The organism is Streptomyces sp. NPDC097107 (assembly GCF_044762405.1).
In the GTDB taxonomy this organism is placed as follows: Bacteria; Actinomycetota; Actinomycetes; order Streptomycetales; family Streptomycetaceae; genus Streptomyces; species Streptomyces thinghirensis.
Map to the genome: position 1 here is coordinate 40,857 of NZ_JBIWEF010000023.1, position 14,004 is coordinate 54,860.

General features: G+C 74.7%; 2 protein-coding genes. Both read right to left on the reverse strand.

Annotated features, from left to right (window positions below):
- On the reverse strand, positions 1–1,124 hold a 1,124-nt coding region (locus ACIQ1J_RS34030; protein WP_403563042.1), incomplete at its 3' end, for a polyketide synthase dehydratase domain-containing protein.
- A 2-nt stretch (positions 1,125–1,126) separates the two neighbouring features.
- Positions 1,127–13,984, reverse strand: a complete 12,858-nt coding sequence (locus ACIQ1J_RS34035; protein WP_403563044.1) for an SDR family NAD(P)-dependent oxidoreductase — start codon at positions 13,982–13,984, stop codon at positions 1,127–1,129.
- Positions 13,985–14,004 lie beyond the last annotated feature (20 nt).

Below are 14,004 nucleotides of genomic sequence, written 5' to 3' on the forward strand. Positions count from 1 at the left end.
ACGGAGGTGAGGCCGAGTTCGTCGTAGAAGCCCTGGTCCGGACTGATGCCGGTGGCGGGTTTGCCGGTCTGTGCCGCGACCAGAGAAGTCACGAGCGTGGTGAGATCCCCGCTGGGAGCAGGGGGGACGGCCTGCTCGGCGGGCGCGGGTGTCCGTGGAGGCGCCGTGGCCCGCGCCCCCCTCGCCTCGGCCAGCCGCCTGCCCTCCTCCGCGTGCTTGCGGATGTCCTCGGTGGTGCGGACCCGCTTCGCGCGGTAGCCGGTCAGCCGGACCGCGACCTCCCCTTCCGGCGTGCAGAGGTCGATGTCCGCCACGACCGCCTGGGTGCTGTCGTCGACCTGCAGGCTCGGCAGGCGCGGTGAGTGCACCAGCGTGCGCGCCTGAAGGGAACGGCGGGCGCGGAAGGAGTCGACGTAGATCGGGATGAAGGGCTGGACGATGCCGCGCCGCACCGGCTCGGGGAACTGCAGGAACGGCACGAGCACCGAGAAGTCCATGAAGACGGGGTGCACGTGGAAGTGCCCGAGCGCCTCGACCGCGCTGGGGTCCAGGTGCACGTCGGCGACCGAGAAGCCGTCGCCCGCGCCGACCCGACCCCGCACCTTCATGAACGGCCCGTGCTCGATGTCGAGTTGACGGGCCAGGGCGTAGAGGTCGTCGGCATCCAGCGAACCGGGGCCGGAAGCGGCGTCGAACAGGCCTGCCGGTACCGGCTCCGGCTCCCACGGGCCCGCGACATGGATCTCCGCCTGGAAGTTCACCTGCCACTGCTCGTCGGCCACCTCCCCGCCCAGCAGCGGACGGCTGCGTACGCTGACCGGCACCCCGCCGCGCCGCCCGGGCTCGCCGACCGTCACCTCCAGCTGGCGGTCGAGGTCGCCCACGGCGATCAGCGGTCGGATGAAGACACAGCGCCGGAGTTCGACCAGGGAGGGATCGACACCGAGGTGACGGACCAGCCGCAGCACCAGGTCGAGATGGAAGACGCCGGGGAGGACCGGCGTGCGGTGGACGAGGTGGTCCCGCACGGCCGCGTCCCGCGCGGTGACCCGGGTGGCGAACCGGCGGCCCGCGAGGGACCGGAGTGCGGCCCCGGCGTCGAAGGACCGATGGATGTCGGACATCGTCAGTTCAACTCCTCGAGCGACAGAATCGGGCCGGCGGCGGCGTGCGCGGCGGGCGCGGAATGGGCGGGTACGGGGGCGGTGGGCACAGCGGCGGCGGTGGTGTCCGTCTCCCGGTCCACCCAGTGGCGGACGCGCTTGAAGACGGCCGGCGGCAGGCTCGGGCGCTCGTCCGGACGCGCGGCGAGCTCCTCCGCCGTCGGCTCCCGCAGGACGGCGTGGCAGTTGACCCCACCGAAACCGAAGGCGCTGACGCCGGCTCGGCGCACACCGCCGATCGGCACGAACTCCCGCAACTCCGTGTTCGGGTAGAAGGGCGACCGGTCGAAGGAGAAGCGGGGATTGGGCGTCTCGCAGTGCAGCGTCGGCGGGATCATCCGGTGCCGCAGGGCGAGAACCGCCTTCTGCAGTCCCGCCATGCCGGCGGCCATCAGCGCGTGTCCGATATTGGACTTCACACTGCCCACGGCGCAGTACCCGGTGCGGTCGTCGGCGTCGCCGAACGCCCGGGTCAGGGCACGCAGTTCCATCGGATCGCCGATCATCGTGCCGGTGCCGTGTGCCTCGATGAGACCGATCGCCGTGGGATCCACGCCCGCCGCGCGCTGTGCCCGGCGCACCACGTCCTCCTGGGCGTCCGGATTCGGAGTCGTCAGGCCCATCGTGCGGCCGTCGTTGTTCACCGCCACCGATTCCACGACCGCGTACACCCGGTCCCCGTCGGCGAGCGCCGCGTCCAGCGGCTTCAGCAGGAGGGCACCCGCGCCCTCCCCGAGGACCAGGCCGTTGGCCCGCGCGTCGAACACCCGGCACTCCGCGTCCGGGGATAGCGCGCCGGACGCGCTCAGCTTCAGGTACGGCATCTCGTCGAGCAACAGGTCCGCCGCGGCGACCAGTGCCATGTCGCACTCGCCGAGCCGCAGGGACTGCTCGGCCAGCGCCAGCGCGGCCAGCGACGAGGAGCAGGCGGTGTCGATCACCAGGTGCGGGCCGCGCAGGTCGTAGACCTGGGCGAGCTGGGCGGCCACGAAGTTCTGGTTCAGGCCCGTGACGGTGTTGCGGTGCGGGACGCGGATCCGCGGCGCGTACGCCCCCGTCTGCGCCGCCGCGAACACCCCGGTGCGGGTGCCCGCCAGCTCGGGGCGCTGGTATCCGGCGTTCCGAACCGCCTGCTCGGCGCATTCCAGGACCAGCCGGATGAGCGGATCGACATGCGCGGCGTCCTCGGGCGCGATGCCGAACGGCTCCGGGTCGAAGTCCTCGATCCCGTCCAGGAACCCGCCCCAGCGGGAGAGGGAACGACCCGGCCGCTTCTCCGGCGCGTACAGCTCGGTGGTGCTCCACCGGGCCGCCGGCACCTCGCGGATCGCGCTGCGGCCCTCGGCCAGAAGCCTCCAGAAGGCGTCGGTGTCGGGTGCCCCCGGGAAACGGCTCGCCATGCCGATGACGGCCAGCGGCCGGGGCCCGGGACCCTGGGCGGTGGTGCCCTGCGAGCGTGGCAGCGCGGCCGTCCCGGCGAGGCTTGGCCGCTCGTCGCCGGCGCCGCGCCGGGCCGCCCAGCGCTGGACGCCCTGCGGGTACGCGCTCGTCAGGAAGGCGGCCAGGCGCGCGGCCGTTGGGTTCTCCAGGACCACCGACGGGTCCAGTGGAGCGTCGGCCAGCTCCTCCAGCCTGCCGACCATCCCGGCGATCAGGATGGAATCCACCCCCAGCTCGGCGAAGGAGGAGTCGAGGGCCACGGCTTCCCTCGGCAGCATCAGTTCCTGGGCCATGAGGTCGAGGAGGAACTCCTCGACCGCCGCCCTGACGGCAGCGCTCACGGCGCCGTCCGAGGTCGTCACGTGGTGCTCCTTCTTCTTCTCATCGTGTTCTGCTTCGGTGTTCGTGCTGTGCGGCCCCTGCACCGGGCCGCCGCAGGGCGTGGCCGGGACCGGAGCCGGGACGATGGGGCCGGCGGCGGGCAGAAGGGGGCCGGGGCCGGGACGTGCGGCGGGCGGGAAGTCGCCAGGGCGCACCGCGGCCGCGACCACGCCGTCGACGCCACCCGCGATCACCCGTTCCAGCAGTTCCAGGCCCGCTTCGCGGGTCAGTGCCCCGAATCCCGCCGCGCGGTACGCGTCGGCCTTCACCTCGCCCATGCCGAGGCCGGTCCAGCTGCCCCAGGCGACGCTGAGGTAGCGGGTGCCGCCGGGGCCCTCGGCCGTGTTGCGCTCGGCCGCGTAGGCCGCCAGATGGGCGTTGGCGGCGGCGTAGTCGCCGAGACCGACGCCCAGGTGGGGCAGTACGGCGGAGACCGAGGAGAACAGGACGAAGAAGTCCGGCCGGTCGGCACGCACCAACTCGTCCAGCACCCGCAGCCCGGCGGTCTTCGGCTCCCAGGTCGTGGCCACGGCCTCCGGCGAGCGGCGGACGAACGCCGGGTGCCTGCGGTCCACCGAGCCGGCGCAGTGCAGCACGCCCGCGACGGGCCCCAGTTCACCGCGCACCCGGTGCAGGAAGGCGGTCAGGGCACCGCGGTCGGTGAGCGGGCCGGTGTGGATCAGCACTCGTACCCCACGGGCCTCCAGGCCCGCGACGGTGCGCGCCAACTCCGCCGTGCGCGCGTCGGCCTCGGCCCCGGCGGCGTCCGCCGACGCGGCTGTCCGCTCCCACTCGGCGCGTGGCGGCAGTGGCCGTCGACCGAGCAGGGCCAGTTTGCGGGCGCCCCGTTCGGCCAGCCGCTCGGCCGCCGCCAGGCCCAGGCCGGCGGTGCCACCGGTCACCAGATAGGTGCGGTCCGGGTCGAGTCCGGGGAGGCCGGGCCCGGCCGGCAGGACGCGCAGCGGGCCGGGCACATAGCGGTCCGTGCCACGCAGGCAGACCTCGGTCGGGGTCTGGGTGACCACGGACAGCTCGGCGCGCGCGGTGCCCAGGACCGCCTCCGGGCCGGTGACGGCCGGGTCGAGGTCCACGGAGGCGGAGCGGACCGCCCGGTACTCGGCGCCCACGGCCCGGACGAGCCCGGCCATGGCCCCGCCCCGCGCCTGCGGCCGGGCGTGCCGCAGCGCCTGGCGGCCGCGCGTGACATGCAGCACCGACAGCTCGTGCCCGGCCGCGGTGGCCCGGCGGACCAGCTCCTGGAGAAGCCCGATCCGGGCTGCCTCGCGCTCCAGCGGCGCGTTCTCCGCCCCGGCACCGGACAGGTCCGTCAGGTCCACGACCGCGTCCAGCGGGCCGTACCGTTCGTACAGTTGCTCCGCCAGAGCGTGCCCGGCCGCGTGGTCGGCGAGGTCGAGGTCGTACTCGTCGGCACCGAGGTGGGGCAGCAGGCTCCGCTCGCGCACCACGATCCAGCCGCTCTTCCCCGCCCCCGCCGCGTGTGCGGCGGTCTCGGCGAAGCCGAGCGTGTCCCGGGCGGCGACGAGCAGCACGCCCAGAGGCCGGCGGCCGGTGTCGGCGGAGGCGGCCGGCGGCGCCTCGACCCAGTCCCGGATCAGTAGCTCCGGCACCAGGTCCTGGGTCTCGTCGGCCGGAGCCGGGCCGCACGGCAGTGGTTCGGATACCGGACGCGCGCTGTCCAGGACACCCCGAGTCGGCAGGCCCGACGGCCCGAACTCGGCGCTGTGGTCGAACGGGTATCCGGGGAACGGCACCCGTCGGCGCGGCCCGTCGTGCAGCGCCGTCCAGTCGACCGGCTCACCGGCGGTCCAGATGACGGCGGCGTCCGCCGGGTCCGTCGGCCTGACGGCGGGGCCGTCGGCGGCAGTCCGGTGCGGTCCGCCCAGGTGCGTACCCGGGGTTCCGGCCTCACCCGTGTCGTCCAAGTAGGCGCCGAGCCGGTTCCGCAGCTCCGGCAGCGAGGAGGCGACGACCGCGAGCCGTTCGGCGAGCGGGGCGCGGCCGGTCTGCGAGGTCCACGCCAGGTCGCATAGGCGGACGCCGCCGTCGGCGGCGAAGTCGCGCAGCCGCACGGCGCAGGCGCGCAGCTGATCCCGGGTCCGGGCGGACAGCACGACCACCTGCGGGCCCGTCTGCTCCCCGGACCGCTCGGCGGGAGCCGGCGGTTCCTCCACCACGACGTGTGCGTTGACGCCTCCGAAGCCGAACGAGCTCACTCCGGCGCGCAGCGGTGCGCCACCGGCCGACGTCCACGGCTCAGCCGCGCGCAGCACCCGGAAAGGTGAACCGTCCAGCTCCAGATACGGGTTGAGTTCGGCGAGCCCGGTCACCGGCGGCAGGGTGCGGTCGCGCAGGGCGTGCACTGCCGCGATCAGTCCGGCGACGCCGGCCGCGCTCTCCAGATGTCCGACCGACGCCTTGAGCGCGCCGAGCACCGTGGACCCCGCGGGTACGTCGGCCCCGTCCGCCGCCCGTTCGAACGCCTGCTTGAGGCCCTGGACCTCGATCGGGTCGCCGAGCCGGGTTCCCGTGCCGTGTGCCTCGATGTAGCCGACCGACGCAGCGGGCACGCCCGCGTCGCGTAGGGCCGCCACGATGGTGTCGGCCTGGCCGCGCGGAGTGGGCGCGGTGAGGGAGTGCGCCCGGCCACCGTGTCCGACCGCGGAGCCGCGGATCACGGCGCGCACCGTGTCGCCGTCGGCGAGGGCCTTGGACAGCGGCTTCAGCAGAATCACGCCGACGCCCTCCGCGCGTACGTAGCCGTCGGCCCGGCTGTCGAAGGTGTGGCAGCGCCCGCCCTGCGACAGCATGCCGCCCCGGCTGAGCGAGACGTACCAGGTCGGCGTCATCACCACGTTGACCCCGCCGACGAGAGCGGCGTCGCACTCGCCGGACCGCAGCGCCGCGAGCGCGCGGTGCAGGGCGACCAGAGAGCTGGAGCACGCGGTGTCCACCGTCTCACTGGGACCGCGCAGGTCCAGCAGGTACGACACACGGTTGGCGACGATGGCGTGCACGTTGCCGGTGACCGTGTGCCCGGCCACGTCGGTGTCGTGCTCGCGCAGGACCTCCAGGTAGTCGTGGAGGGTCACACCCGCGAAAACGCCCGTGCGGGTCCCGGCGAACGACCCCGGATCGTACCCGGCGTTCTCCAGGGTGTGCCAGCACGTCTCCAGGAACAGCCGCTGCTGGGGGTCCATGAGGGAGGCCTCGCGCGGGGAAAGCGAGAAGTGCGCGGCGTCGAAGGCGGTCACCGATTCGAGAAAGCCGCCCGCCCGGCAGTCGGTGGTGCCCGGGTCCCGGCGCGGATCACCGTCGTACGCCTGCCAGTTCCAGCGCTCGGCCGGCACCTCGGTGACCATGTCCCGCCCGGCCAGCAGGTTCCGCCAGAAGGTCTCGGCGTCCGGGGCGCCGGGGAAGCGGCCGGCGAGACCGACCACGGCGACGGGGTCCGCCCCGGCCGCCGGATCGGCGGACCGCGCCGGCCGGGTCCGGTGCACCGGCGTCGGGACAGGCTCGAGCGCGGGTTCCGCGACCGCCGGTTCCGGGCGCGTTCCCGGCACGGGCCCAGGCTCGCTCAACGCCTCGGGCAGCTGCGCCGCGTGCCGGTCGACCAGGTGCGCGGTGATCGCGTCGGACGTCGGGAACTCGTAGAACGTCACCGGCGTCAGGGCCGTGCCGAAGGTGTCGTTGAGCCGGTTGGCGAGGGTGGTCAGCAGGACGGAGTTGAAACCGTAGGCGCCCAGTTCGGTGGCGGCGTCGATACGGTCGGGGGTGGTCCCGGCGACCTCGGCGACCCGGGCCACGACCAGGGTGAGGACCCGGCCCGGGAGCGGCTCGGTGGCCGCCCCTCCGACCGGCAGGGGGCCCTTCGAGGTGCCGGCCGGGTCGGCGATCACGGGATCCCCGACGCCGGACTGCGGGCCCAGCCCGGCCCGGCCGAGGACCGAACGGGTGCGCTCGGTGCCGGCGCAGGAGACGTACAGTCGCGGGGCCGCGGACCCTACCGCCTCCTCCAGCACCCGCAGCGCTTCCGATGTCCCGATGGGGACCAGTCCGATCGTGGTGACGGCCATCGAAGCGGTCTCGGCGTCCAGCCGCATGCCGCCCTCGGACCACAGCGGCCAGGCCACGGAGGCGGTACGGCCGCTGCGCCTGCCTCGCCCGACCTGCTCGGTGCGGTGTACGGCGAAGGCGTCCAGGTAGGCGTTGGCGGCCGCGTAGTCGCACTGGCCGGCGTTGCCGACCGTGCCGACGACGGACGAGAAGAGGACGAAGGCCTCCAGCCGGTCCTCGGCCGTCAGCTGGTCCAGCAGAGCCGTCCCCGTCGTCTTGGGCGCCAGCACCCGAGCCACCTGTTCGTCGCCCTTGTCCTGCAGCCGCGCGTCCTCGATCAGCCCCGCGGCGTGCAGCACACCGGTGAGCGCGCCGAACCGCGACCGGGCCGTGCGCAGCGCGGTGTCCAGCGAGGAACGGTCCGTGACGTCCGTCCGGACGTAGAGTCCGTCGCCGCCCAGGGACCGCAGCTGGGAGCAGAACCGCTCGTGCTCGGGGCCCGGCGCCGACCGCCCGAGGAGCGTGACCTTCGCGCCGTACCGCTCGGCCAGGTGCACCGCGACGAGCCGTCCTATGCCCCCGGCGCCGCCGGTGACGACGTAGTGCCCGCCCTGCGTGAACCCGGGGCCTCCGTCACCCCCGGGCCGGCCGGCCTCGGTGAAGCGCAGCACCTGACGCCCGCTCGGGCCGATCCGCACCTCGGCGTCTGTGCTGTCCGCCTCGGCGACCAGCGCGGAAAGGGATGGGGAGAAGTCGTCGGCGAGGCCGACGCGGACGTGCCGGAAGCGGCTCGTCTCGCGGGCCAGCGAACGGCCGAAGGCCGCGACCGCGTGTTCCACCGGGTCCTCCCGGTCGGCCGATGTCACCTGGACGTAGGTCAGCGGGGGGAGCGCGCCGACCGAGACCGCCCGGCCCAGATCGGTGGGCAGCCGCTGGGCCACCGCGGACGCCGCGTCCTCGCCCGTTCGCGAGGCGGGCGCCAGGCCCCGCCGGTCGACCAGCACCACGGGCCCCTCGGCGCCCGCACGCTCCAGCAGGGAACGCAGGTCGTCGGCGTTGCCCCGGCGCACCACGAGGCCCGAGGCCTCGTCGGGAACCTCGTCCGCGGGGTGCTCCACCGCCCGCAGCAGCAGCCACGGCCACTTCTGGCCCTCCTCGGCGACGGGCGCGTCGCCGGGGGCGTCGAGCACCAGGACGGTCGCCGGGGCCTGAGAGCCGACGGCGGTCCGCGCGGGGGCGTCCTCCCAGCACGGTGTCCAGACGGCGGCGGAGTCGTCGGCGCGCGTCGCCGGACCGGTCGTGGCCGAGGGACCGCCGGCCGGGTCGAGCACCGCCGACGGCAGGTAGTACGGCACCCGTTCGAACGGGTAGGCGGGCAGCGGGGTCCGGCGGGCGGCGGGCAGCAGGGCGGGCCAGTCCGGTTCGGCGCCCTGGACCCACAGCCGGGCCAGGGTGCTCAGCTCGCCCTGGGCGGCGAGCGACGCCAGGAAATCCCGCCCGCCGGCGAGATCCGTGAACAGCCCGGCGAGCGGACCGCCGCGGACCAGCCGTCCGGTGTGGACCGCGCCGGAGCCCTCCTCGGCGCCGTCCGCGATCCGGTCCAGCACCGTCAGCAGGCTGTCCCGACCCCGGGCGGTGAACGCCGCACGCACGTCCAGGGCCTCGCGCCCCACACGCAGCGTGTGCGCCACGTCGGCGAGACGCACGGTCCGCCCGGCGGGCCCGCGCAGATGCGCCGCCAGCCGCCGCGCCGTGGTGCGCAGTTGCTGGTCCGTGCGGGCCGACAGGACGTACAGCTCGCTACCCACCGCGTCCTCCTCCACGCCCGCGGCCGGTCGGTCGTACGCCTCGACGACGAGGTGCGCGTTGACCCCGCCCGCGCCGAAGGAGCTGACGCCCGCACGCAGCGGCGGGATGCTGCCGTCGGCCTCCACACCCACCGGCTCCCAGGGCGCGGCGGCGGTCTGGAGCCGGAAGGGGCTGCCGTCCAGCTCGATGAACGGGTTCGGGGTGCCGGCGTGCGGAGTCGGCGGCAGGACGCGGTGCTTGAGCTGGAGCAGCACCTTGGTCAGCCCCGCGATGCCGGCGGCCGGCTCGAGGTGGCCGATGTTGGCCTTCACGCTGCCCAGCGCGCAGCTGCCCGCCTGCTCGCGTGCGCCGAACGCCCGGGTCAGCGCCCGGACCTCGATCGGGTCGCCCAGGGAGGTGCCGCTGCCGTGGGCCTCCACGTAGCCGACGGTGGCCGGGTCCACGCCCGCCGAGCGCAGCGCCGACGACACGAGCGCCGCCTGCGCCTCCGGGCTGGGCACGGTGAACCCGCTGGTGCGGCCACCGGAGTTGACGGCCGTGCCGCGGATGAGGCCGTAGACGTGGTCACCGTCGGCGACCGCCTTCGACAGCGGCTTCAGCAGCACCGCGCCGGCGCCCTCGCCCATGACGAAGCCGTCGGCCTCCTCGGCGAAGGGGCGGCAGACACCGGCCTTCGATAGCATCCCCATCTGCGCGTACTGGATGTGCCGCACCGGATGCAGGACCAGGTTCACACCACCCGCGATCGCGGCCGCCACCTCGCCCCGCCGGATCGCCTCGCAGGCCAGGTGCAGCGCGACGCCGGACGCCGAGCAGGCGGTGTCCACGACCATGCTCGGCCCGGTCAGGTCCAGGAAGTACGAGACGCGGTTGGCGATGGCGTAGTTGTCGGCGTACGGGTAGGGGGAATGGCCGGTGGCGGCGCCGTTGGCGCTGAACGTGCGGTAGTCGTCGGCCATGGCGCCCACATAGACGCCCGTCCTCCGGTCCATCGTGTGCCGGTCGTACCCGGCGTCCTGCACCGCCTCGATCGCCGTCTCCAGGAAGACGCGCTGCTGCGGGTCCATCTGCTCGGCGTCTCGCGGGGCGATTCCGAAGTACAGCGAGTCGAAGTCGGCGGCCCCGTCCAGGAAGTTGCCAATGCCGCTGTACGTGCGCCCCTGGCCGCCCTCCGGGGTGTACACCGCGTCGTGGTCCCACCGGTCGGACGGCACCGGCCGGGCGGCGCTGCGGCCGTGCAGCACGTTCTGCCACAGCTCGTCGAGGCTGTCGGCACCGGGATAGCGCCCGGCCAGGCCGACGACGGCGATGGGTTCGGTGACGGGTCCGGCAGCGGACGCGGCGTCCGGCGCCGCCGCGGACACCGGGGCGCTGCGGTCCGCGGCCGGGGAGGCGGCCGGGGCGGGAGGCGGCGGCCCCTCGCCGGCCGCGGGTGTCGGCTCCGAGCCGGACCCCGCCAGTGCCGCGGCGATGTCGCCGAGCGTCCGGTGCTCGAAGAACAGGGTCTTGGACAGTTGTCCGTACTGCTTCTCCAACCGGATCATCGCGTCCACCACGGACAGCGACGTCATACGGATCGATTCCAGCGGCGTGTGCGGCCCGATGTCCGCCCGCGGCAGACCCAGGACCTCGGCGACCACGGAGCACACGGCCTCCCGGGCCTCCGCGAGACCGCTCGTGGCGGGTGCCGCGGGAGGCGCCGGCTCCGGTGCGGCGGAGGCCGCGAGGCGGGCGGAGGGCCTGGTGGCACGCAGGACGGTCGACAGCGGTTCCGCGTCCTGAGCCAGGTCGACGAGGGCGCGGCGGCGCACGCCGTCCCGTACGGCCCCGTCGGACGGCTTCGCCTTCCGGGCGGGCTGTGCCTCGGCCGACGGATCCGGCTCCGCCTCATCTGGCTCGAAGGCCACCGCGGAGACGGCGGCGACGGGCGCCCGGAACACGACGCGCCCGTTCTCGCCGGGCTCGGCGAAGGAGCCGAGCACCGAGTCGAAGAAGCGGCGTACCGGCGTGTTCCGCTCGCTGGGCACATACGGCGCGACCAGCTCGGACACACCCGCCTCGGCCAGCTCCCTGGCGAGGGCGGCGACAAAGGCATGCTCGACACCGCGTCCGAGCACCCGGCAGCTCATCAGGAACGTGTCGAGGACCGCGGACGCCCCGTCGGCGTCCTCCCGGGTGATGGCGAGGCCCACCAGGCCGTAGTCGCCGAAACGGTCCCGCACGTGGACGGTGCGGATCCGCACCGCCGAGTCGGCGAGCAGCGCCCGGATCTCCGGCTCGCCGCGGCGCACGGTGGAGAGGTTGAACTGGTTGGTGCGGTACGTCAGCTGGGAGATCCGCGGGTACTGCTCGGGCGTCGGTGGCGCGACGTCCACCGACAGCTCCAGACCGGCGATGAAATCGGCGAACGAGGCGGCGTCGCGCAGCATCGCGTCGCGCTCGCCCCGGGCCCGGTAGAAGTCGGACCGCTTGCGGTCCTCGTCGGTGACGGTGAGCCGGTCCAGCGACCACATGCGGTCCAGGAAGGCGGGCACCTCGTTGCCGTCCTCGGGCAGTTGCAGCGCCAGGACCTCGGGGTGGGCGGCGCGTACTCCGGCCACCTCCACCGGGTTGTCGTCGAGGAAGACGAAGCTGTCCAGCCCCAGGTCGAGTTCCGCGGCGAGGGAGGCGATGTTCAGGGCTTTCGGCTCCCAGTTCACACGGCGGGCGGTGATGTGCTCGGCGCGCAGCGGCATGTCCTCGCGCACTGCCAGCACCTCATCGACGTCGGCAGCCTCGTTCTTGCTGGCCAGGCAGATCAGGACGCCCTCGCGCCGGCGGGCCACGGCCCACTCCTGCACCGCCCGGTGCGCCGGCTCCAGCTGTACGCCGTGCGGGCCGTCCTCGCCGACCACCCCGCCCCAGAGCGTGTTGTCGCAGTCCAGGACGATCACCTTCGAGGGCGGGGTCAGCGCGCTGTGCGCGGCCCTGGCGACGCCGGCCGCCAGGGCGGCGCAGCCCTCCTGCGTGAACGGGATGTGCGCAGCAGCGTCCCGCGCCTCGTCGTAGTGGGTCTCGCCGGCCGGGACGATCCCGCCCGCCCAGCGCTCCCGACCGAGCACGTGCACGCCCGGGACACCCGCGAGCTCCCGGGCGATCAGCTGCTCGGCGGCGGTCAGTTCCGCGTCCCGGCCACAGCCGTCGGAGTGCGCGGGGGACGGCGGGCACTGCAGCACCAGCAGCGGCACCGGGCTGCGGGCCGCGTGAGCGCGCACCGCGTCGGCGAACTCGCCGGCGGTGCGGTCACTCTCGTCCCGCGGCCAGTCCTCCGTCCGGACCAGGACGGCCTTGGCACCCTGCTCGACGGATGCGAAGAGCCCGCCGGGGGAGAGGAGTTCCTGGAAGACCTGCGCGTAGTCGGCCGGTCTGACCCGCAGGCCGAGCCCCAGCCGGTCGCACCAGTACTGAAGCGGTTCCACGAGCGGATCGAGGGTGAAGGTGGCGACCACGCCGAGGTCGAGGGGGCGCGAGACGGCGGCGTCCTCCGGCTTCCCGGAGGGCGCGGTCTGCTCGCGGGTGCCGCCGTCGCCCGCCGTGCGGTGCTCCTGTCCGTCGGTGAGTGCGGTCCCGTCCTCGGCGAAGGGCAGTACCCGGACCTCGCCCGGCTCGCCGCGCCCGGTCAGAGCGCGGACCAGCGCCGCGGCGACCGGCTCAACGGCCGCGCCGCGTTCGCCGAGCGGAGTGGCGGTCATGGCGGTACGCAACCGGGGCGGGCGCGCGATCAGCCAGGAGGCGCCGGGAAGCTCCGCAGCCGCCGCACGAACGAGGCCCTCGACCGCGAACTTGGCCGTCACGTAAGCGGACCAGCCCGGCGGGGGAGCCTGCGTCCACGCACTGGAGACGGCCATGACCCGGCCGCCGCGCTCCGCGACCTCGGCCGCGAGGCCGGCCAGGGGTTCGCGGGTGAGGGCCAGCGCCCGGGTGACATGGTCGGTGGCGCGCTGTGAGGTGGCCGGTTCCAGGGGCAGTTCGGCCGGTGTGGGGCAGGCGTTGAGTACCAGCAGGTCCAGGCCGCCGCGCTCGGTACGGATACGGTCCAGGGCCGCGGCGACCCACTCGGGGTCGGCGGCGTTCCCGGGCAGTGGATGGATGCGTGCCCCCGCGTCACCGACCCGTTCCACGGCCCGCGCCACGTCCTCGGTGCTGCGGTGGAAACCGGCGTACACCTCGGCGCCCTGCAGCGCGAGTGCCTGGGTGACCGCCGCCCCGAGGCCACGGCTGGCGCCGACGACCAGGGCGGTACGGCCGCGCAGCGGTTCCGCCTGCGGCAGCGCGGCGGTGAGGTTCCCGACGTCGCCCGGTGGCACATCCGCGCGGTGGAAGGCGCGGACCGTGGCCGAGGCCCGCAGACCGGCCGCTTCGGCGGTGCCGGTCAGCCGCAGCATCCGGAACCGCTCCGCCACGTCCGCCACTTCGGCACGGGCGGTGAACGGCCCGGCGTCGTCCGCCGCGCGGAACTCCACCTCGAAGTCGGACAGCAGGGCGGCCCGGCCGGGTGCCTCCATGCCGACCAGGTAGCTGATCCACGCCAGCACCCCGACCGGAACCGGCCCGAGCCCTCGCTGTGGCAGGCCGAGCTGGTCGGCCAGGCGCGCGACGCCGTCCCATCGGGGCGCGTAGCCCTCGCCCAGCGGCAGGCCGGTGGCGAACTCCGTGAGCTCGGCGTCGCGCGGTTCCGCTCGCCGTGCCCCCCCTCCGTCCGGGGTCTCCTCGCCGGCGGCCGGGCCCTGGCCGAACTCCGTCGTCACCTCCAGCAGCGTGCGACTGCCGTCGCGGAGCCGGACCGTCGCGCGCTCAGCGGTGTCCTCGGTGATCTCGCGGAGGTAGTCCTGGTCGGCGTACACCGGCGCGTGGAAGCGCGCGGAGATCCGGACCGGGCCGCGGCCAGGCCGCGGCGTCAGGCCGGACAGGGCGAGGAGCGTGCCGAGCACCCCGTGGACGACGGGCGCGCCGAAGGCGGTGCGCCGTGCGTAGTCGGCGTCGACGTGCAGCGGATTGTCATCGGCACTGGCATGCCGGAACGTCTCGACCACAGCGGCGGAGGCCCGCACCCGGGTCGGCGTCGTCTGGTCTTCCATGATCGCCTCTCGACTCACTC

What these genes read in the sequence shown, in the direction of transcription:
- ACIQ1J_RS34035 (WP_403563044.1), bottom strand. Translation starts at nt 13,984, where the DNA reads ATGGAAGACCAGACGACGCCGACCCGGGTGCGGGCCTCCGCCGCTGTG.